This window comes from Streptomyces sp. NPDC032472 (assembly GCF_040636955.1).
Taxonomy (GTDB): Bacteria; Actinomycetota; Actinomycetes; order Streptomycetales; family Streptomycetaceae; genus Streptomyces.
Genome location: NZ_JBEZVK010000031.1, coordinates 22252 through 41053 on the forward strand (window position 1 = coordinate 22252; position 18802 = coordinate 41053).

The window sequence follows — 18802 nt, forward strand, 5'->3', positions numbered from 1 at the left end:
GCTCAGGCCGCGCGGCCCGGAGCCGGCGCGGCCGCCGGGGCCGCGGCAGCGACCCGGACCGGCGGAGCGGCCGGGGTGGCCGGCGCCGACGGGGCCGCCGGGGTCTGCGGGTCGCAGGTGACCTCGTCGCGCGGGGTGTAGTGCGTGCGGTACGTCTCCCGCTTGACCTCCTGGCCGCCCTGGACGAAGACGCGGTCGACCGCCACGTCGAAGCCCTCCAGCGGCGTCTGCACCTCGCACGCCGGCCCGGAACCGGTGATCTTCGCCGGCGGGACGGTGTTCGTCCGCGGGCCCTTGACCGAGCGGATCTCGTCGTACTTCTTCGTCCCGAGAAGGGTGATGGTCACCGAGGAGTCGGTGGACTCGGCCTTGACGTAGACCGCGTGGCCCGAGTCGTTCAGCCAGCGCAGGTCGAGGCTGCCCCAGGCCACCGTCGCCTCGCGGCCCTCGGGGTACCGCTCGATGTAGAAGGAGTGCGCCCCGTGCTCGACGGGCTTGACGCCCGCGAAGAACGCCGCGTTGTACATGGTCGTCGCGACCGCCGAGACCCCGCCGCCCGGCGACTTCACGAACCGGCCGTCGTTGATCATGATGCCGTCGACGAAGCCGTTCTCCTTGGTCCGCTCGCCGACCGTCTTGTTGAAGCTCCACGTCTCGCCCGGCAGGACGACGGAGCCGTTGATCAGCTCCACGGCGCGCCCGATGTTGGTGGTGCGGTACGGGGCCACCGGGAAGCGGACGGTGAAGGAGGAGACCTGCTCCTTGATGCCGAGGCGCCGGGCCTGCGCGGCCGTCAGCTTCGGCGGCACGCTCGTCGCCGCGAGCTCTCCGGTGCGGGCGGCGCCCGTACGGGTGAGCAGCGGCATCACCGCGTCGCCCAGGGCCTTGGCGGTGACCTGGATCCCGCTGCGACCGTCCTCGACGAGCACGGCCCGGCCCGCCGCGTCCACCCGGAAGGTGGCGCCGCGCGAGGGTGTGGTGAGGGCGGAGAGCTGCCGGGCGACCTCGGGGTCGGCGAGCAGTCCCTCGGCGTCCAGCTGCGGGACGAGCGTGCCGCCGGCGTCGGCCTTCACCGTGAGGTGACGGCCGAGCACGGCCGGGGTGAGGGTGACGTGCTTCCCGGCGAGGGTGAGGGTGACGGGGCCGGACATCGCGGGCTCGGCGAATTCCTTCAGCGCCCGCGCGGTCTCCCCCGCGTCCACCGTCGGCTGCGTGTGCTCGACCGGCACCGCCACGGGCGCGGTCTCGGGCTGCAGGTAGGCGGCCTGTACTGCGGCGGCCGCCCGGTCGGCCCGTACGGTGACGCCCGTGGCGGGGGCGACGACCCGGGCCGTGCCGTCCTCGAAGGTGATGGCGCCGTCGCGGGGCGTACGGCCGGCCTCGGCGAGGCGCTCGGCCGCGGCCCGGTCGGTGGGGCCGTCGGTCCGGACGACGGGCTCGATCTCGCGGTCCTCGGCCGGGCCGAACAGGCGCCCGATCACGGTGAGCGGGTCGGAAGGGCTCTGGGCGGCGCGCTCGGCGGTCGCCGCGGTGTCGAGGGAGAGGCCGAAGGCGGCGGGCGCGGCCTGGGCGGTCCGGTCCTCGATCCGCAGCGCGATCGGGGCGGCGGCGGCCGGGCCGAGGGTGCGGTCGAGCGCGGCCTTGGCCTCCGTACGGCTCATGCCGCCGATGTCGATCCCGCGCACGGTGGTGCCGTCGGCGATGGCGTCGCCCGCCGTGGCGAGGCCGACGAGGTAGAGGCCGCCGAAGCCGAGGACGGCGGCGCCGCCCGCGAGGGGCAGGGCCGTCCGCCAGTTGTTCTTCAGGCGGTGTACGCGTCGCATGTCTCTCCCGTGACTGGAACGGGCGCGGGGGGCGCCGGGTCACCGACCAGGATTCACCAATTCGGACCAAACAGGTCAAAAATGTGCGTGTTCTCACGGCGCGGAGGGCCGCCTGGCCCGGGCGGTCACCGATGACGGAGAAGTAAGGCCACTTACCCTGGATTGGCCCTGTCCCGCGAACAGGGAGATGCCACACGGTGTGGTCCATCGGTCATTGGCTCCACGAAAGGCTCCGCCGTGCGCTCCGCCTCCGCCCCTCGCGCCACCTCCGTACGCCCCACCGGGCGTCTGGCCCGCCGGCTCCTCCAGCTCTACGCGGGCCTCGCCCTGTACGGCGCGAGCTCGGCGCTCCTGGTGCGGGCGGGGCTGGGCCTGGACCCGTGGGACGTCTTCCACCAGGGGCTCGCCGAGCTCACCGGGTGGAGCATCGGCACCGTCTCCGTGGCGGTGGGCGCGCTGGTGCTGCTGCTGTGGGTGCCGATGCGGCAGCGGCCCGGGCTCGGCACCGTCTCCAACGTGTTCGCCGTCGGGCTGTCCATGGACGCCACGCTCGCGGTGGTGCCGGATGTGCACGGCGTCGCGCTCCAGGCCGGGCTGCTCGCTGCGGGCATCGTCCTCAACGGCGTCGCCACCGGCCTCTACATCGCCGCTGCCTTCGGGCCGGGCCCCCGCGACGGCCTGATGACCGGGCTGCACCACCGGACCGGGCGGTCGCTGCGGCTGGTGCGGACCGGGATCGAGCTGGCGGTCCTCGCGGCCGGATTCCTCCTCGGCGGCACCGTCGGCGTGGGCACGGTCGCGTACGCCCTGGCCATCGGACCGCTCGCCCAGTTCTTCCTGCGGCGCTTCGCCCTGCCGCCGGCGGCCGACCCGGTGGCCGCCGGCGCGCCCTCGGCGGCGACGGCGCCCACGGCGGCAACGGCGGCAACGGCGAAGCCGTGACGCGTGCCGGACCTCAGGCGTGTCGGATGGCCGAGCGCAGGGCGAACACGGCGACCAGCTCCGCCACGCCGAGCAGGACGAGCCAGAGGCCGAGCAGCCTCGTCAGGGCTACCGCGGACTCGAGCGGCAGGCACAGGACGACGATGCCCGCGATGACGCCGAGCAGGGCGACGCCGAAGGCGAAGCCGCGGTGCGGCATGTCCTTGACCACGACGGCGCGGGAGGCGCCCAGCATGCCGGAGACGAGCCACACCACGCCGACGATCAGCGCGAGGAAGGTGATGGTCTGCTGCGGTCCGCGCAGGCACAGCACTCCCGCGACGACGAACACCACCGCCCCGAGGAGCGTCGGCCACCGCTCGCCGTGCTCGTGCCGGGAGAACGCCGACACGAACCGGAACCCGCCCGCCACCAGCAGGTACAGCCCGATGATGACGGCCAGGATGTGCAGGGTCTCGTCCGGCCACACCAGGACGAGGACGCCGGCGACCAGGGTGACGATCGCCGAGCCCAGGGCCCACTTCCACGAGGCTCCCAGGACCGCCAGCCCGCCGAAGGGGTCGGCCTGTACGGCTGCGCCCACTTCCTCGTAGGCGCGGTCCGGGGGCGGTTCCTGCCGTTCCGGTCGTTCCGGTCGTTCCGGTCCCGGTCCGGGCTCCGGTTGTCGAGGCATGCTCATGGCTCCTCCTCAGGGCATGATCGGGGCGAACTCGTGCAGTGAGTCGTGGCCGCCGTGCACGATCCCGTAGCTGTGCTCCGGCACCTCGTTCCATGCGCCGGGAAGGTCCCCGAGGGGCTCGGACACGATGAGCCGGGTGTCTTCGGACAGCTCCTGCAGGTACGTGGCATCGGGGTGCTGGGCCCGCAGGGAGTCCACCTTGGTGCTGTAGTAGAGCGAGCGGGCGCCTCCCTCGCTGGCGTAGCGGAAGGCCCACACCGTCGTGCCGTCGGTCACGGCGACGGTCATCTGCACGGGGGCGGCGATGCCGTGCTCGCGCCCGGTCCGCTCCAGCAGGCCGACCATCTTGGCCACCGCCTGCGGCGGGTCCTCCTCCAGACCGAGGGTCATGGCGAGGAAGAACATCACCTCCGAGTCCGTGGTGCCCTCGATGTCCAGGAAGAGCCCGGGGTCCACGGCCAGGGACAGTTCCCTGCGCATCTCGTGGAAGCCCTTGACGGAGCCGTTGTGCATCCACATCCAGCGGCCGTGCCGGAAGGGGTGGCAGTTCGTCTGCTGCACGGCCGTACCGGTCGAGGCCCGGATGTGGGCGAAGAGCAGGTGGGACTTCACGTGCTGGGCGATCTCGCGCAGGTTGCGGTTGTTCCAGGCGGGCCCGATGTCGCGCAGGATCGCCGGGGTGTCGCTGCCGGACTCCGGGGCGTACCAGCCGATGCCGAACCCGTCGCCGTTCGTCGTCTCGACGCCCATGCGCGCGTGGAGGCTCTGGTCGATCAGGGAGTGCTTGGGCCGGTAGAGGATCGTGTCGAGGAGCAGGGGCGTTCCCGAGTAGGCGAGCCACCGGCACATGGTCGATCACTCCGTTTCCGTGGTGGCGTGAAGACCTCTGGCCATTCGAGCATCGGTGCGCGTCCGCGCCCTGTGCATCACCCGCCGGGGGTGATCCCCCACCACCACGCCGCTGCCTACGCTCGTGGCCGTGTGAGGTGTCCCGGACCCGTTACGGGCCTTGCGACAGGAGTGGACGACGTGACCAGAGAAACCACCGACCCGGCCCACGAGCTGGGTCCCATCGACTACCTGGTTGTCGAGTTCCCGGGCAGCCACCTGACCGGTGAGGGGATGCCCCTGCTGGTCGACCTGGTCGACCGGGGAATCATCCGGATCCTCGACCTGGCCTTCTTCATGAAGGACGAGGACGGCACGGTACGCGGTCTGGAACTCGCCGATGTGACGGGGGACGGCAAGCCCGACCTCACCGTCTTCGAAGGGGTCTCCTCGGGGCTGCTCGGCGACGACGACCTCTCCGAGGCGGGGTCCCTGCTCCAGCCGGGGGATTCCGCCGCCGTGCTCCTCTACGAGAACCTGTGGGCCGCGCCGCTGGCCGCCGCCCTGCGCCGCGCCGACGCCAGGATGATCGCGAGCGGGCGCGTGCCGGTCCAGGACGTGCTCGACGCGCTCGACGCACTCGACAACCCCGACTGACGCCTTCCCGCTTTCCCCATCCCCCCGACCAAGGCAGGCAACCATGCCCGGACTCCTTCGCGGCGTCGCACGCACCGCCGTCGTCGCCGGAACGGCCACCGCCGTCTCCAACCGTGTCTCCCGCCGCCAGGCGGGCCGCTGGTCCCAGCAGGCCGAGCAACAGCAGCCCTACACCGAGGCTCCCGCGGCGCCCCAGGCCCCGCCGCCCCCCGCCCCCGCCGCGCCGGCCGCGGTCGGCATGGACGACAAGATCGGCCAGCTCAAGGAGCTCTCGGAGCTCAAGGCGCAGGGCATCCTCACCGAGGAGGAGTTTGCGGCGCAGAAGGCCCGCATCCTCAACAGCTGACGCACCGCCAGGAGGCCGTTCGGCGGCGGAATCGGAAGAAGTGCACGCCAACGACCCGCTGCGAGAACGGCCTTGAGCGGAGGCGACGCCGACCGGTCGGGCGGCCGGTACGCGGGCCGCCATGCAGGCCGGTTACCGGAACGCAAGCGTCCGGCTATGTGAACGCGATCTTGTCCGCACGTGAACAGCTTTCGACATATGGACGACGTGTGGCGACAAGACGATCACACTGTGTAGGTTGTCGCCGACGCCGCCGCACCCTGGGCAGGGAGCCCACTTGGGGAATTGCGGCGTCAGGGATGCAACCAACATCCATGACCACAACCACTTCTGCGTTCGCGGTCGAGCCCTACACGCCGCACTGCCAGGTCATCGCCGACGAACGCGCCCACGCCGTCATCGGCATCAGCCCCGGCAACTCCTACTTCTCCGCCCAGCGCGTACAGGACCTGGCGCTCTGGGGACTCGAAAATTTTGATCAAGTCGACCTCATCTATACCGACTTGTACGTGGCCGAGATGTACGAGGCCCTCGGCTACACGGAGGACGACGCCCGCCGCAAGGCCGTCAAGAACCTCCGCGGAGTCCGCGCCAAGGTGACCGCCGCCGTCGCCGAGACGGACCCTACCGGCGAACGGCTGCGCGGGCGGCCGATGTCGGCGCTGCGCGACATCCCCGCGTACCGCCGCATCCACACCGACCTCACCGCGCGGCTCGACACCGATCCCGCCTTCCGCGAGACCTGCAACGCCCTGGTCGACATCTTCCTGTCGTCCAAGGTGCTGGACGGGAAAACCCCCACCGAGCGCCAGCGCCAGGTGTGCATCGACTACGTGTCCGCCGAGGCCCCGCTGTTCCTCGACACGCCCGCCATCATGGGCGTGCCCTCCTCGCTGAACTGCTACCACGCGGCCCTGCCCATGGCCGACCTGCTCTACTCGCGGGGCGCCGGCCTGCGGGCTTCCCGCAACCAAGGCCACGCCATCGTGACCCCCGCCGAAGGAGACCTCCGTTGACCACCGCCGAGACGATCCTCGACTTCCCCTTCACCTGGGACGGCACTCAGCTGCCCACCGAGGTCCAGGAGCTGCCTCCGATCACCAAGGTCCGCACCATCGCCGGCGCCGAGGCCTGGCTGGTCTCCTCGTACGAGCTGGTCAAGCAGGTGCTGGAAGACGACCGGTTCAGCCTCAAGAACACCTCCGACCCCGGTGTGCCGCGCCAGTACGCGCTGACGATCCCGCCCGAGGTCGTCAACAACATGGGCAACATCACCGGCGCGGGGCTGCGCAAGGCCGTCATGAAGGCCATCAACCCCAAGGCCCCCGGCCTGCAGGAGTTCATGCGCTCGTACGCCGCCGAGCTCGTCGAGAAGATGCTCAGGCACGGGGCGCCCGTGGACATCCGCACCATGTTCACCGACCCGTTCAGCGAGGCGCTGCACTGCCACATGCTGGGCATACCGCTGGAGGACGCCGCGCTGCTGTCGGAGTCCCTGCCGATCGCGTTCATGAACTCGGCCACCGAGATCCCCGCCGCCCGGCTCCACTGGGACCGGGACATCGCGTACATGAAGGACCGGCTGGACGACACCACCGGCGGGCTGATCGGTGATCTCGCGGCGCTGCGCGGCACGCCCGAGTACGAGCACGTCTCGGACGAGATGTTCGCCACCGTCGGCGTGACCCTCTTCGGTGCCGGCGTCATCTCCACGGCGGGCTTCCTCGCGATGGCCATGGTCACGCTGCTGACGCACCCCGACGAGCTCGACCAGCTCGCCGCGCAGCCCGAGATCATGCCGAAGGCCGTGGACGAGCTGCTGCGCATCAACCTGTCCATCGGCGACGGACTGCCCCGCCTGGCCATGGAGGACACGGTCCTCGGCGGCCAGGAGGTCCGGGCGGGCGAGCTGATCCTCGTCCTGCCGGAGGGCGCCAACTTCGACCCGGCGGTCTTCCCGAACCCGCACCGCCTCGACTTCCACCGGGAGAACTCCTCCGCGCACTTCTCCTTCGGCGGCGGTTCGCACTACTGCCCGGCCACCGCGCTGGGCAAGAAGCACGCCGAGATCGGCCTGACGGCCGTGCTGGAGGCGATGCCGAAGCTGCGGCTGGCCGTCCCGGTGGAGCAGCTGGTGTGGCGCACCGGATTCATGAAGCGCCTGCCGGAGCGCCTGCCCGTCATGTGGTAACCCGCCCCGCCCTGGCGCCCTCCCCCGTGGGCACCAGGGCGGGCCTTCGGGCCCGCCTCAGCCGAGCCGGAGCACCAGCGGTGCTCCGGCCCCGGCCACGGCTTCGCCTTGGCCCCGGGCGCTCCTGCCGTCCGGGGCCAGGCACTGCACGGTGTAGACGCCCGCGGTGGACACCCCGAACGAGAACCGGCCGTCGGCGCCCGTCAGGGCGGCGATGTCGGGGAAAGGCCCCGGCCCGCCGGCGAGGGCGACGGTCACGCCCGCCGCCGGATCGCCGTGCTCGTCGAGCACCACCCCGCCGAGGGTGTACGAGGTCATTGCTTCCACAGCAGCAGGTTGTTGTAGACGGCCTTGGTGATGCGCGTCCCGGAGTTGGTCACCGCGCCGCCGTAGGCGTGGACGGCGATGCCGTACCGGCCGCCGTTGTGGATGCGGTAGACCGCGCTGCCGCTCTGTCCGCCGAAGGTGTCGATGTCGTAGAAGACCTTCAGCGGGTTCACCGAGCTGATGCCCCGGCCGTCGTACCACTGCGTTCCCGGGGGCTTGTCGCCCGGGTAGCCGGAGATGTTGGCGGACGTCTTGAGCAGGTCGGCGTCGGGCCAGACCCCGAAGCCGAACCATCCGGTGGTGGCCCCCAGTTCGGTGGGGATGATGATGGCGCCGTAGTCGAAGTTCTCGTCCCCGGTACTGGTCCAGCCGGTGACGGAGCGGAAGTTGGTGCTCGTGACCGAGCCGAAGGGCAGGGCCGTGCCGTTGCGTCCGGGCATGACCTGGATGCTCTTGACCCAGCCGTCCCGTCCGGGGACGCCGCTGTTCTTGATGTGGACGACGTGTCCCGCCGTGGCCAGCGTGTGCGGGCCTATGAACCAGCCGGTGCCGATCCACTGCGAGTTGTCGGCGGCGGTGATGAGCAAGGACGCGTGCGCCCGCCACGGATAGGTGGTGGTGTCCGTGATCTGGACCCGGTCATCGGGCCCGTGCACCGTCTCCAGGGCCTCGGGCGGTCCGAAGGACGCCTGCCCGATGTCCGGCAGTACGGCGGCCGGTGCCACCCAGGTCTCGGGCGGCGCGGCGTCGAACTCGGTCCGGGTGTGGCCGGGTACCTGCTCAAGGCCGTCGGAGGTGAACGGGGTCGGATTGCCCTGCACGCCCTCGGACGGCCCTTCGAAGACGGGCTGCTCCAAGACGACGGTGGTGTGCTCCTCGGGCTGGTTGGAGACAGGCGTGTGCGGATTTCCGTTCGGCATGGGAACTCCCTGGGTGCGGATACGCCCCCAGGGACCATGAAAAGCCGATGTCCCGTTGATCGCCACGCGGCGGCGCGGCGAGAGCCTGGCCTGGCTCGGTACGCGGTGCTCAGGTGCTCAGGTGCTCAGCAGGCGGTTGAAGAAGGAACGGTAGCGCTGGAGCGCCAGGCGGAGGTCCTCGGTGGCCGCTTCGCCGCCGCTCTGCCACTGCTGCTCCAGGGCTTCCTTGTGGGAGGAGAACGTGCCGGCCAGGTGCTGCATGACGGAGGCGACCAGGGCGTCGGCCGCACGGACGGACTCCTTGGGGTCGTCCACGAAACCGCCCTGGATCCGGGTCCACTGATCGCGGAAGTCACCCGCCTCGGACTCCGGCATCAGGGGTTCCTCTTCCGTGGCCGTGCTGCTCTCGGCGACGGACTCGTTGCCGCCGGAGGTGCCCTCGTCAGCGGGCGCGCTCTCATCGGCGGGGGCGCTCTCGTCCACGGAGGCCTCCTCGGCCTCGGGTGCGGCCTCGTCGGTGGAGGTGCCGCCGCCCGACAGGCGGCCGTCCTCCGGAGTCGCCTCGCCGGGGTAGGCGGGGTAGTCCGTGGAGCCCCCGGCCGCCGCGTCGTCCGAAGTGCCCGGCTCGGCCAGGTCCTTGGTGGTCAGCTCACCGGTGTCGGTGTGGTTTTCGTCTCGCATGGTGCTCACTCATTCGCCATTCACTCGTCCGTCCCCGACCGGGGAGGCATCAACAGCTCGTCGAAGAGCGCCCGGTAGTGGACCATCGCACCGCGCAGCTCCTCGGTCGTGGCCTGGCCGCCTCCGGTACGGGCCTTCACCGCGTGCGCACTGCGGTAGTGGTCCAGCGTGCGGCTGTGCTCGACCGACAGGTCGTTCACCATCTGCTCGTAGCCGTCCGTCGGATAGCCGCGGTCCCGCATCAGACGGGTCACGAGGTCGTCGGCCTGTGCGACCGCGCCCTCGGGCTCGTCCACGAAGCGCTCCTGGACCCGGGTCCACCGGTCGGTGTACTCCCGCCTGAGGTCAGCGGGCAGCTGCTTGATGTCCAGTTCGTCGTGCCGCTGCCGGCGGCTCTGCAGCTCGCGGTCCGCCGCGAGCGACCCTCCCGTCTGCTCCACGGTGCGCCCGTACTCGGGTCCGAACTCCCGCTGCAGGCGACGACGGCGGGCCAGCATCCACAGGGTCACGCCGAGTGCGATCAGCACGACGGCGCAGGGGATGATGATGGCCAGCAAGGTTCCCGTTGACATCGCGTCCTCCAGGGGCTCGCGTCCGTACTCCTGCGGCGCCTGCCCGTGGCGGCCTCCGGCAAACCCGGGCGCCGCGAACTCGGGTCGCTCAGGTCCGCGTGCGGTCGGAGCCGTGCAGCGCGGCCTCGAGGTCCGGGTGTACGCGGAAGACCTGGTCGGCTCCGGTGAGGCGGAACATCCGGGCCACCGGACGCGGCAGCGCGGCCAGCTCCAGCCCGCCTCCCGCCGCCCGGGCCGCCATCCGGGCCCGCAGCAGTACGTTCAGGCCCGTCGAATCGCAGAACCGCAGCCCGCCGCAGTCGACCACCAGCCGGGCCGGCCCGGCTCCCGCCAGCGCGGCTGCCAGGGCCTGCCGCAGCGGGTCGGCCGTGTCGTGGTCGAGTTCCCCCGAGAGCAGGAGCACGACGGTCCCGTCCGATGGCCGCACCTCGACGGAGAACCGCTCGGCGCCCGACGGGCCCAGGGGCCGTCCGCGCCCCGCCGGGTCCGCCGGGACCGGTCCAGAAGCCGTTGCCATGGGCACCTCCCACTCCGAGTGCGCCTACCCCGGCCCCGGGGAACCATTCGCCCGCCGGGCTCGGCGCGGTTCAGGGGACGAGCAGCGTCTTGATCATCCCGTCTTCCTTCGCCTGGAAGCGGGCGTACGCCTGGGGGGCCTCCTCCAGCGGCACGGTGTGCGTGGCGAAGCCCTCGACGCCGAGCGGATCGGCGTCGGTGAGCAGGGGCAGGATGTCGTCCGTCCAGGCGCGGACGTTGGCCTGGCCCATGCGGATCTGGAGCTGCTTGTCGAACATGGTCAGCAGCGGCATGGGGTCGACGGCTCCGCCGTAGACACCGGAGACGGAGAGGGTGCCGCCCCGCCGGACCAGGTCGATGCCCGCGTGGAGGGCGCCCATGCGGTCGACGCCGAGGTGTTCCATCAGCGGGCGGGCGAGGGCGTCGGGCAGCATCGCGGTGGCCTTCTGGGCCAGGGAGGCGGCGGTCGACCCGTGGGCCTCCATGCCGACCGCGTCGATGACCGAGTCGCTGCCGCGCCCGTCCGTCAGGTCGGCCACGGCTGCGCTGAGAGAGCCGTTGTCGGAGAGCTCGCGCAGGTCCAGGGTGTGCACCCCGAGGGAGCGGGCCTTGTCCAGGCGGGCGTCCACCAGGTCGACGCCGATGACGAGGCCGGCGCCGCGGTGCAGTGCGATACGGGCCGCCATCTGCCCGATGGGGCCGAGGCCGAGCACCGTCAGCGAGCCTCCGGGCGGCAGTCCCGCGTACTCCACGGCCTGCCAGGCCGTCGGCAGGACGTCGGAGAGGTAGACGAAGCGTTCGTCGGGCGGGCCGCTCGGCACCTTCACGGGCAGGGTGTCGCCGAACGGCACGCGCAGGTACTCGGCCTGCCCGCCCGGGACCTGCCCGTAGAGCTTGGTGTAGCCGAACAAGGCGGCGCCCTTGCCGTGTTCGCGCACCTGGGTGGTCTCGCACTGGGAGTGCAGGCCCCGGCTGCACATGAAGCAGGTGCCGCAGGAGATGTTGAACGGGACGACGACGCGGTCGCCCGGGGTGAGGGTGCGGACCTCGGGTCCGGTCTCCTCGACGATGCCCATGGCCTCGTGGCCGAGGATGTCGCCCGGTTCGAGGTAGGCGCCGAGCACGGAGTACAGGTGCAGGTCCGAACCGCAGATGCCGGTGGTCGTCACCTTGACGATGATGTCGGTGGGGTCTTGGACGGCGGGATCGGGAACGGTCTCGACCCTGACGTCCTCGCGGCCCTGCCAGGTCAGTGCACGCATGGTGGTCGTCCTCCTCGCGGCGGGGTGCGGCGCTGTCGGCGCGCCGCGCCGGACAGCAGGGCAAGGGTGGTCGTGCCCCTTGCGCGTGCCCGTCCTCACCGCCGCCATGCGCACGGGCACCGCCGCCGTGCGTACGGGGCCGACAACCGGCCGGGACCGGCCCATGAGAGCGGCGCGGGCGGGTACACGCTCCGGCGGAACACCGGCGAGCCGGGCCGCGGGGCCGGGAGCCGGAGGACAGGAAGGAGCGAGGCCATGGACGAGATGGCGCCGATGGACGACATGCCGATGGACGACATGGAGCAGGGCGGAGCCGGAGGAGTTCCGCTGGACGACGACAGCCCGCAGAGCCGGCGCCGGGCCCCGTCGGCCGGCCGCGGCCGTACGGGGCCCGCCGCCGACCGCGCCAAGGACGTACGGGGCGAGGAGGGCGAGGCCGCGGACGCGCTGTCACCGAGCCCGCGGGCCCAGCGGGACTCCCGGAACAAGAGCGCCCCCACCGTGGCGCCGACGGAGGGCACCGCCGGGGAGACCGGCCACGGGAAGACCGACCGCGGGGCGAACGCACCGAAGCGGCGCGGGGACGGGCATTAGTCTCCCGGTCACGGCGGGCCTGGAGTCCCGTCCCGGACAGCCCTTGAGCTGCCGTTGCCGGACGGGGCTTCAGGTCTCGCGGCCGTGGAGCCGTACGTGGACGTCCTTCTCCTGGTCGCCCGCAGCGGTCCCCACCGCGTCGATCACGAAGGCCGAGTCGAGCTCGGCCAGGACGCGGTCCACCGCCCGGTAGCCGCCCTGGGCCTCGAGGGTCACGGGGTGCGCGAGCCGGGCGGGGCTCTGCGCGGCCCGCCCGTGCGCGTCGGCGACGTCGTAGACGGAGGTCCAGACCGTGGTGGCCGACGCGGCCCCGGTGCCCGGGCGCGGCGTCGACTTCTCGGTCGTGAAGGCCCCTCCCAGGGCCGCGAGCACTACCCGTGCGTCCTCCTCGGCGCAGTCGCTGATCACCACGGTCACCTCTGTGCTGCTCATGGCGGGCTCCTTTCGGGGTCTGCGGACCTGGCGGGCGTTCTGCCCTCCTCCAGCATCCGCCTGCCCCCGCCGCGGCGCTCCGTACCGGCCGTCCTGCGTGGGACCGCGCGGGCGGGGTAGACGCCCGCGGCAAGGGGGACGGGTCGGGGCCCACAGCACGAGGAGGAAGGTGAGCGCGCGTGCCGGTGTCCGCGGATGTGGTGGGTGCGCCCTGCTGGCTGAGTCTGGCGGCGCGCGAGCGGAAGGCCGCCGAACGCTTCTACGGGGCCGTGCTCGGCTGGTCGTACCGGCCGTCCGGGCTGGGCCGGGCGATCACCGTGGCCGAACGGGACGGCGTACCCGTCGCGGGCATCGCCGAGGTCGCCGCCCAGCTGGCGGTCCCGGTGGCCTGGACGGCGTACTTCGCCGTCGCCGACGCGGACGCGGCGGTCGCCCGGGTGCGCGAGCGCGGCGGCACCGTCGGGGTCGGGCCGGTCCCGTACCCGCCGCGGGGCCGGGCCGCGCTCGCGTCCGACCGGGAGGGCGCGGTGTTCGGGCTCTGGGAGGGCCAGGTGGCCGCCGGCTGGAAGGTAGGCGGGTCCCGCGCCCCGGTCTGGCTGGAACTCCACACGCGGGACGCGTTCGACGCCGCGCTCTTCTACGGCGAGGTGCTGGAGTGGCTCGACAACGAGGCCGGCTGCTGCGAGGTCTCGTACGAGGAGGACCGGGTGGTGCTGCGCCAGGACGGCGAGGCCGTCGCCCGGCTGGACAGCGGCCCGGTCGAGGCCGGCTCGCCCCAGCCCCAGCGCCGGCCCCGCTGGCTGGTCCACTTCCGCTGCACGGCACTGGACGCGGCGGTCGCCGCGGCGCTGGACCACGGCGGCACCGTGGTGGAGGACACCGGCTCCCTGGAGCGGCGCCAGGTGACGCTGCAGGACCCGGACGGCGCCCTGTTCACCCTCGACCAGGCGCCTGCACCCTCCGACCGGACACCTTCCTGAACCTCGGCCCCGAACCTTCCGGGCCCGGTCGCAGCGGGCGCCGTTGGCTGCTCACCGGCGCCTGCCCCCGCGCTGCCGCCCCCACCTCTGCCCGGCAGCCCACCCGCGGTTTGTGACGGTCCGTCCGGGGTCGGCCCCGGCGGGCGGCTTCGTTCCGCGGACACGCGCCCCTCCTTCCCGGCCACTGTGGCCGCCGGGGGCATACCGGAAGCGAAAATGGCCCGACGCCCCCAAGGGTCTGAACCACCACCGTCCGGGTAGGCGCCGTGCAGCCGCGAGAACGCCGGGGCGCGTACGGCGGCTACCGGAGCCGCCCGCCGCGCCGGCGGGTCCCGCCCAGAAACTCAGGGGACCGATGGCTTCCGCCCGTACAGAAGCAGCTCCCGTCCGGGTGACCCGGCACTGGTCCGCCGGCCGCGACACCGCCTCGGCGTGCGCGCACCTGCGTGCTGCCTACGGAGCCCGCGTCGAGGCCGTGCCCGGCGCTGAGGCCGTGACCGTACGGCACACCCGGATCGACTGCGGCACGTACCGGCTCGACGAGCTGCGGCTGGAGGGCGAGCTCACCGTCGTACCCGAGCCGGACGGCCCGGTACTGATCGTCCAGCTGCACCGGGGAGCCCTCGCCCTCTCCCCCGGCTGCGACCTCGGCCCCGGCCGGCCCTTCGTCGCCGTGCCCCCCGCCGCGCCGCAGCGGCTGGCCGCCCGCTCGGCGGTGCTGGAGGTGACGGCCCTGGCCGTGCCGCTGCTGCGCGAGGCGGCGCCGGTCCCCGCCGAGCTGCAGCCGCTGCACGTCCGCTTCACCGCGCCCGAGCCCGTCGACGCCCGGGCCGTACGGCTCTGGCGGGGAAGTTGCGAGTACGCCCGCCGCGTCCTCGGTTCCGCCGCGCCGGCCGGGATCCCTCCGCTGCTGGTGGCCGAGACCGGCCGGCTGCTGGCGGCGACCGCCCTCGCCGTCTTCCCGAACAACCTCACCGGCGGGCCGCTCGCGGCCGACGGGCTCGACGCCACGCCCGACACGCTGCGCCGTGCGGTGGTGTTCATCGAGGAGAACGCCCATGCGGAGATCGGCCTCGGCCACATCGCCGCGGCTGCCCACGTCACCCCGCGCGCCCTCCAGTACGCTTTCCGCCGGCACGCCGGCACCACCCCGCTGGCCTATCTGCGCCGGGTCCGCCTGGAACGCGCCCACGAGGACCTCCTCGCCGCCGACACGGGCGGGGGCGCGACGGTGACCACCGTCGCCGCCCGCTGGGGCTTCGGCCACCTGGGCCGGTTCGCCGCCGCCTACCGGGAGGTCTACGGCGTCCCACCGAGCGTCACCCTGCACAGCTGACCCTCCCCCGCAGGCATATCCGGGGCCGTTGCGGGGAGCCGCCGGATATGAACGGATACGGTCCCACCAGCAATCCCGATCCCGAACCGAGCCGCACGACCGGACTCACCCCCGGCGGCAGCGTGCCGCCGGGCGAGACGCCCCCGGCCGAGGCGAGCACCGGCACCGGTGCGGGCCCCCACCGCCCCCTGAAGCGGGGCTGGGCCCGCGGCCCGCTCGTGATCATCGTCGTGCTCGCCATCGCCGTCGCCCTGTTCTTCCTCGCCTACGCCATCATCGTCGCCATGTGATTCATGGGGGTCGGCCAGGAGGGACGGGACGACCGGGAAACGACCCGCGCACTGGACCGAGCGGGGGTGTTCCGGTGTGTTGTGCGGCGCTCGCGGGTACCTCGGCGGCTCCCTGCGGCATACGTAGGGAGGTGGCGCGCCCGCCGGCGCCCGCTCATGCCGCCGCAACCCCAGGAGGGGGCCGATGGACCCAGCCGAAACCCCCGGGACCGGCCGTCACGGCCGTCTCGCCTGTCACGGCCGCCCCGGTCCCCGGTCCGGGCGGACCTTTTCGTACCTGCTCTTCGCGCTGGCGGCCGCCGTGCTGGTCTCCGGCTGCGGAGCCTCCGCCCCGCGGGTGGACGGAGCCCGGGACGCCGCCCTCGCCTTCGCACGGGCCGTGGCGGGGAGCGACTTCCGGGCCGCCTGCGCCCTGCTGGCGCCCGGCACCCGGCAGGAGCTGGAGGAGGGCGAGCAGAAGCCCTGCGTCCTGGCCCTCGTCGGCCAGGACCTCCCCGGCGCCCGGACCCGTACCGTGCACGGGACGGAGGTGTACGGGCGGCAGGCCATGGTCCGCCTGGAGGAGGACACCCTGTTCCTCTCCCAGTTCGACGGCGGCTGGCGGGTCGTCGCTGCGGGGTGCCGGCCCGAGGCGGACAAGCCGTACCGGTGCGCCGTGAAAGGCAACTGACATGCGCTTCCTCTTTGTGGCGACCCTGGTCCTGATCGTGGGCGGGCTCGGCTACTTCATCGCGATCGGAGCGATGCACCGATGAACGCGGGACGGGAACGGAAACAGGGTCGGGACGGCCGGAACGGGGAAGGCGGCCGTCGCGGCGGCTTCTGGCACGACAACAGCCTCACGCTGGCCTTCGGCGCCGCCTTCCTCGTCGTCCTGGCCGGCCAGGCGCTGTCCGGGCGGGCGGAGTTCAACGAGCAGCTCGGCGTGGACGGGCTCCAGCAGATCACCCTGCTCCAGTACCTCGCGTCCTCGGACTTCGCCGTCGACGTCACCGAGAACTGGCAGTCGGAGTTCCTGCAGTTCTTCCTCTACATCTTCGGCACCGTGTGGTTGGTGCAGCGCGGATCGCCGGAGTCCAAGGAGGTCCACAAGGCGGGCCCCGAGAGCGAGCGCGAGCAGCGGATGGGCGAGCACGCCGGCCCCGGCTCGCCGCGCTGGGCGCGTACGAAGGACTGGCGCCAGCACCTCTACTCCCGCTCCCTGGGCCTGGTGATGGGCGCCCTGTTCGTGCTGTCCTGGCTCGCCCAGTCCATCGCGGGCCGGGCCGCCTACGACGAACAGCAGCTGCGGCAGCTGGAGGACCCGGTTTCCTGGGGTGCGTACCTCGGCACGCCCGACTTCTGGAACCGGTCGCTGCAGAACTGGCAGTCGGAGCTGCTGGCGGTCGCCGCCATGGTCATCCTGTCGGTGTACCTGCGCCAGCGCGGCTCCCCGGAGTCCAAGCCGGTCGGCGCCCCCCACACGGCGACCGGTGTGGAGGGCTGATCGGAGCCGCCGTCATGCGGCGGACGGGCGCTGTCCGTCGTGGCGGTGGCGCTCGTGGCCGTGGCGCAGCCGGGCTTCGAGGCGGCCGTCGACGACGCGGGTGTCGAAGGCCGGCTGGGGGGCGGTGGCCGGCCCTTCGACGTTCCAGCCGTCGGAGAGTCGGAAGCGGCTGCCGTGCCAGGGGCAGCGGACGCAGCCGTCGGCGATCTCCCCTTCGGCGAGCGGGCCGGCCATGTGGGCGCACCGGTCGGCGAGCACGTGGGCGCTGTCCTCGCCCTGGCGTACGACGAGTACGTCGACTCCGTCGAGGCGGGCGCGGGCTGCGCGTCCGAGGGGGTAGTCGGTGAGGGCGCCGAGGGGGTGCCAGCCGTCGGAGACGAGGTGGGAGACGTGCTCGGCGTGGTTCGCTCCGGCCGCCTGGCGGTAGGCCAGGTGCCCGCCGAGGGCGCCCGCGGCGCCGGCGGTGGCCAGTCCGGCCATGGCCAGGGCCTTGCCGCGGAGGGTGCGGCCGCGGGTACGGGCGAGGAAGGAGCCGGCGTAGAGGGCGACCGCGGCGGTGTTGCCGAGGGCGTGGACGAGGCCGGTGCGAGCCTGTTCGGGCGGCAGCTCGGCCCAGTCCGCCCAGCCGGCCGCGGCGGCGGGCGCGGCGGCGAGGAGCCCGGTCCCGACGAGGACGTGGGCGGCGCGGCACCGGCCGGGGCCGAGGTCCAGCACGGCGGCCGAAAGCCAGGTCCCGAGGGGGATCTGGACGAGCAGGGGGTGGGCGGGGTGGCCCAGGGGGCGGCCGTGGAGCAGATCGCGGGCGGGGCCGAGCGGGACGGCCCGTACGGCCCGGCGGATCAGCCCGATCAACGCGTCGGCCTGCGGTGACTGTTCGAGGCGTTCCACGGCCGCGAGCAGCGGGCCCGGCCCGGCCGCGCCGACCGTGGGAGTCATGCCGTAGGTGTCCATGGCCCGCGCCTACCCGAGGGCCCCGGGCGCATGCGGTGCGGGTCGGCGTCGGGGGCGTCCGCCGGGTCGGCCTCCGGTTCCGCGTCGTCCTCCTCCGCTGCCTGTCCGCCTTCCAAGCCGTCTTCTTCTTCGCCACCCCCGGGGTCGCCGATCAGGGTGCGGGAGATCTCGGCGGACCCGTATCCGAGCGGGACCGGCGCAGCGGGGGCGGGCCGGGTGGACGGGGTCCACGGGTGCGGCGCACGGGCGCGGTGCCGCCGGCGCGGCGGTTGCCGCCGGCGAGGTCCACGGGTACGGGGCCGAGCCCTTCGGTCCGTACCGCTGGGGCGCTGTCCCCCCGGCGGATGCCGGGAGCGCGCGGCTCCGGCTCCTCCTCGACGGCCGGCTCGACCGCCGCTTCGACGGGCGGCCCGGCTCCGGCCGGGTGGCGTTCCCGCGTACCCGCGGCGTGCCCGTCCCCGACCGGCTGCCCGGCCGCGTTTCCGGCCGCCGTTCAGGGGCAGGCGGCTGCCATGAACGGCACGACACCGGGCACCGCCTTCCGGCTGGTGGGCATCGCGCTCCTGTCCGAGGAGTTCGGACGGATGGACGTCCCCCTGGAGGCGCCCTCCGACGGGACGGTCCCGGACCCGTTCGACCTGCCGCACGGAGCGGTGGTCACTCTGGCCCTCAGTTTCCGGACGGCCGTGGACGTCGACGGCCTGGTCTACACCGAGACCCGGGTCCGCGACGGCGCGGTGCTCTCCACCATCCGGACCGCCCTGGGCGGCTACCGGGCCGGCGGACCGTACGAGATCCGCATGCCTCCCGAGCGGCTGCCGAACGGTCGCGCGGTGGGCGACACGTACGAGGTCACCGGGACGTTCAGCGATGCGGCGGGCCATGTGCTGGCCGCCGAGCGGCACCGCTTCCGCCTCTGCGAGCCCGGCCGCGGAGCGGCCCACCCGGTGCAGGCCGCGGCACCCACCGCACCCTGACCCCGTGTCGCC

Annotated in this window: 23 protein-coding genes; 12 read left to right on the forward strand and 11 right to left on the reverse strand. The window is 73.2% G+C overall.

Translation table 11 applies throughout. The features are described 5' to 3' along the window. Positions 1–2: 2 nt before the first annotated feature. Positions 3–1823 (reverse strand): VanW family protein, encoded by a 1821-nt coding sequence (locus AB0F11_RS21670; RefSeq protein ID WP_362176088.1) that lies wholly within the window; start codon positions 1821–1823, stop codon positions 3–5. Positions 1824–2060: 237 nt separating this feature from the next. On the opposite strand from AB0F11_RS21670, the gene AB0F11_RS21675 reads away from it, so the two are divergent. Further along, positions 2061–2765: a hypothetical protein gene (locus tag AB0F11_RS21675; RefSeq protein ID WP_362176091.1), complete on the forward strand. Its 705-nt coding sequence runs from the start codon at positions 2061–2063 to the stop codon at positions 2763–2765. 13 nt (positions 2766–2778) lie between these two features. On the opposite strand, the gene AB0F11_RS21680 is transcribed toward AB0F11_RS21675, so the two are convergent. Both AB0F11_RS21680 and AB0F11_RS21685 read right to left on the reverse strand, forming a co-directional pair. After that, positions 2779–3444 (reverse strand): DUF308 domain-containing protein, encoded by a 666-nt coding sequence (locus tag AB0F11_RS21680; RefSeq protein ID WP_362176094.1) that lies wholly within the window; start codon positions 3442–3444, stop codon positions 2779–2781. Positions 3445–3453: 9 nt separating this feature from the next. Next, on the reverse strand, positions 3454–4293 hold the full coding sequence (locus tag AB0F11_RS21685) for a class II glutamine amidotransferase (protein ID WP_362176097.1): 840 nt from the start codon (positions 4291–4293) through the stop codon (positions 3454–3456). Between the two features lie 180 nt (positions 4294–4473). Between AB0F11_RS21685 and AB0F11_RS21690 the strand changes: the two genes are divergently transcribed. The 4 genes from AB0F11_RS21690 (at position 4474) to AB0F11_RS21705 (ending at position 7466) form a co-directional block, all read left to right on the forward strand. Continuing rightward, positions 4474–4929 carry a DUF6325 family protein gene (locus tag AB0F11_RS21690; protein ID WP_362176100.1) on the forward strand — a complete coding sequence of 152 codons (456 nt, stop codon included), beginning with the start codon at positions 4474–4476 and terminating at the stop codon, positions 4927–4929. Positions 4930–4972: 43 nt separating this feature from the next. Beyond that, on the forward strand, positions 4973–5275 hold the full coding sequence (locus tag AB0F11_RS21695; RefSeq protein ID WP_362176103.1) for an SHOCT domain-containing protein: 303 nt from the start codon (positions 4973–4975) through the stop codon (positions 5273–5275). Positions 5276–5589: 314 nt separating this feature from the next. After that, positions 5590–6291 carry a tRNA-dependent cyclodipeptide synthase gene (locus AB0F11_RS21700; RefSeq protein WP_362176106.1) on the forward strand — a complete coding sequence of 234 codons (702 nt, stop codon included), beginning with the start codon at positions 5590–5592 and terminating at the stop codon, positions 6289–6291. Beyond that, positions 6288–7466 (forward strand): cytochrome P450, encoded by a 1179-nt coding sequence (locus AB0F11_RS21705; RefSeq protein ID WP_362176109.1) that lies wholly within the window; start codon positions 6288–6290, stop codon positions 7464–7466. Before AB0F11_RS21700 ends, AB0F11_RS21705 begins: the two co-directional genes overlap by 4 nt. A gap of 57 nt (positions 7467–7523) precedes the next feature. Here AB0F11_RS21705 and AB0F11_RS21710 read toward each other — a convergent pair whose 3' ends face one another. From AB0F11_RS21710 to AB0F11_RS21735, 6 genes are all read right to left on the reverse strand, one after another. Further along, the gene (locus AB0F11_RS21710) at positions 7524–7784 is read right to left on the reverse strand and encodes a carboxypeptidase-like regulatory domain-containing protein (RefSeq protein WP_362176246.1); all 261 of its coding nucleotides are present in this window, start codon (positions 7782–7784) and stop codon (positions 7524–7526) included. Further along, positions 7781–8713 (reverse strand): endopeptidase, encoded by a 933-nt coding sequence (locus AB0F11_RS21715; protein WP_362176112.1) that lies wholly within the window; start codon positions 8711–8713, stop codon positions 7781–7783. The genes AB0F11_RS21710 and AB0F11_RS21715 overlap by 4 nt, the downstream gene beginning before the upstream one ends. Before the next feature lie 117 nt (positions 8714–8830). Next, entirely contained in the window at positions 8831–9394 is a 564-nt protein-coding gene (locus AB0F11_RS21720) for a hypothetical protein (protein WP_362176115.1), read from the reverse strand. 20 nt (positions 9395–9414) lie between these two features. Further along, positions 9415–9966, reverse strand: a complete 552-nt coding sequence (locus AB0F11_RS21725) for a hypothetical protein (protein WP_362176118.1) — start codon at positions 9964–9966, stop codon at positions 9415–9417. Between the two features lie 88 nt (positions 9967–10054). Next, entirely contained in the window at positions 10055–10483 is a 429-nt protein-coding gene (locus tag AB0F11_RS21730; protein ID WP_362176121.1) for an STAS domain-containing protein, read from the reverse strand. 70 nt (positions 10484–10553) lie between these two features. Next, complete coding sequence (locus AB0F11_RS21735) at positions 10554–11744, reverse strand: zinc-dependent alcohol dehydrogenase (protein ID WP_362176124.1); 1191 nt, start codon at positions 11742–11744, stop codon at positions 10554–10556. A gap of 255 nt (positions 11745–11999) precedes the next feature. Here AB0F11_RS21735 and AB0F11_RS21740 point away from each other — a divergent pair, with 255 nt between their 5' ends. Continuing rightward, entirely contained in the window at positions 12000–12338 is a 339-nt protein-coding gene (locus AB0F11_RS21740; protein WP_362176127.1) for a hypothetical protein, read from the forward strand. A gap of 69 nt (positions 12339–12407) precedes the next feature. Here the strand turns inward: AB0F11_RS21740 and AB0F11_RS21745 are convergent, their stop codons facing one another. Then, on the reverse strand, positions 12408–12770 hold the full coding sequence (locus AB0F11_RS21745; protein WP_362176130.1) for a hypothetical protein: 363 nt from the start codon (positions 12768–12770) through the stop codon (positions 12408–12410). A 179-nt stretch (positions 12771–12949) separates the two neighbouring features. On the opposite strand from AB0F11_RS21745, the gene AB0F11_RS21750 reads away from it, so the two are divergent. From AB0F11_RS21750 to AB0F11_RS21770, 5 genes are all read left to right on the forward strand, one after another. Continuing rightward, a complete protein-coding gene (locus tag AB0F11_RS21750; RefSeq protein WP_362176132.1) occupies positions 12950–13750 on the forward strand; it encodes a VOC family protein in 801 nt (266 codons plus the stop codon). Positions 13751–14141: 391 nt separating this feature from the next. Then, positions 14142–15086 carry a helix-turn-helix domain-containing protein gene (locus AB0F11_RS21755; RefSeq protein ID WP_362176135.1) on the forward strand — a complete coding sequence of 315 codons (945 nt, stop codon included), beginning with the start codon at positions 14142–14144 and terminating at the stop codon, positions 15084–15086. A 47-nt stretch (positions 15087–15133) separates the two neighbouring features. Continuing rightward, positions 15134–15376: a DUF6480 family protein gene (locus tag AB0F11_RS21760; protein WP_362176138.1), complete on the forward strand. Its 243-nt coding sequence runs from the start codon at positions 15134–15136 to the stop codon at positions 15374–15376. Between the two features lie 184 nt (positions 15377–15560). Further along, the gene (locus tag AB0F11_RS21765) at positions 15561–16046 is read left to right on the forward strand and encodes a hypothetical protein (RefSeq protein WP_362176141.1); all 486 of its coding nucleotides are present in this window, start codon (positions 15561–15563) and stop codon (positions 16044–16046) included. Between the two features lie 81 nt (positions 16047–16127). Further along, complete coding sequence (locus AB0F11_RS21770) at positions 16128–16862, forward strand: DUF6766 family protein (RefSeq protein WP_362176144.1); 735 nt, start codon at positions 16128–16130, stop codon at positions 16860–16862. 12 nt (positions 16863–16874) lie between these two features. On the opposite strand, the gene AB0F11_RS21775 is transcribed toward AB0F11_RS21770, so the two are convergent. Further along, positions 16875–17813, reverse strand: coding sequence for a Rieske (2Fe-2S) protein (locus AB0F11_RS21775; protein ID WP_362176147.1), 939 nt, complete (start codon positions 17811–17813; stop codon positions 16875–16877). Positions 17814–18325: 512 nt separating this feature from the next. Here AB0F11_RS21775 and AB0F11_RS21780 point away from each other — a divergent pair. Continuing rightward, positions 18326–18790 carry a hypothetical protein gene (locus AB0F11_RS21780; protein WP_362176150.1) on the forward strand — a complete coding sequence of 155 codons (465 nt, stop codon included), beginning with the start codon at positions 18326–18328 and terminating at the stop codon, positions 18788–18790. Positions 18791–18802 lie beyond the last annotated feature (12 nt).

Bases quoted from the DNA above. Each gene is read 5' to 3' on its own strand.
- AB0F11_RS21710 (WP_362176246.1), bottom strand. From the start codon at position 7,784: ATGACCTCGTACACCCTCGGCGGGGTGGTGCTCGACGAGCACGGCGAT.
- AB0F11_RS21715 (WP_362176112.1), bottom strand. From the start codon at position 8,713: ATGCCGAACGGAAATCCGCACACGCCTGTCTCCAACCAGCCCGAGGAG.
- AB0F11_RS21740 (WP_362176127.1), top strand. From the start codon at position 12,000: ATGGACGAGATGGCGCCGATGGACGACATGCCGATGGACGACATGGAG.
- AB0F11_RS21700 (WP_362176106.1), top strand. From the start codon at position 5,590: ATGACCACAACCACTTCTGCGTTCGCGGTCGAGCCCTACACGCCGCAC.
- AB0F11_RS21685 (WP_362176097.1), bottom strand. From the start codon at position 4,293: ATGTGCCGGTGGCTCGCCTACTCGGGAACGCCCCTGCTCCTCGACACG.
- AB0F11_RS21780 (WP_362176150.1), top strand. From the start codon at position 18,326: ATGAACGGCACGACACCGGGCACCGCCTTCCGGCTGGTGGGCATCGCG.
- AB0F11_RS21765 (WP_362176141.1), top strand. From the start codon at position 15,561: ATGGACCCAGCCGAAACCCCCGGGACCGGCCGTCACGGCCGTCTCGCC.
- AB0F11_RS21730 (WP_362176121.1), bottom strand. From the start codon at position 10,483: ATGGCAACGGCTTCTGGACCGGTCCCGGCGGACCCGGCGGGGCGCGGA.
- AB0F11_RS21735 (WP_362176124.1), bottom strand. From the start codon at position 11,744: ATGCGTGCACTGACCTGGCAGGGCCGCGAGGACGTCAGGGTCGAGACC.
- AB0F11_RS21720 (WP_362176115.1), bottom strand. From the start codon at position 9,394: ATGCGAGACGAAAACCACACCGACACCGGTGAGCTGACCACCAAGGAC.
- AB0F11_RS21670 (WP_362176088.1), bottom strand. From the start codon at position 1,823: ATGCGACGCGTACACCGCCTGAAGAACAACTGGCGGACGGCCCTGCCC.
- AB0F11_RS21680 (WP_362176094.1), bottom strand. From the start codon at position 3,444: ATGAGCATGCCTCGACAACCGGAGCCCGGACCGGGACCGGAACGACCG.
- AB0F11_RS21695 (WP_362176103.1), top strand. From the start codon at position 4,973: ATGCCCGGACTCCTTCGCGGCGTCGCACGCACCGCCGTCGTCGCCGGA.
- AB0F11_RS21770 (WP_362176144.1), top strand. From the start codon at position 16,128: ATGAACGCGGGACGGGAACGGAAACAGGGTCGGGACGGCCGGAACGGG.
- AB0F11_RS21775 (WP_362176147.1), bottom strand. From the start codon at position 17,813: ATGGACACCTACGGCATGACTCCCACGGTCGGCGCGGCCGGGCCGGGC.
- AB0F11_RS21760 (WP_362176138.1), top strand. From the start codon at position 15,134: ATGAACGGATACGGTCCCACCAGCAATCCCGATCCCGAACCGAGCCGC.
- AB0F11_RS21745 (WP_362176130.1), bottom strand. From the start codon at position 12,770: ATGAGCAGCACAGAGGTGACCGTGGTGATCAGCGACTGCGCCGAGGAG.
- AB0F11_RS21725 (WP_362176118.1), bottom strand. From the start codon at position 9,966: ATGTCAACGGGAACCTTGCTGGCCATCATCATCCCCTGCGCCGTCGTG.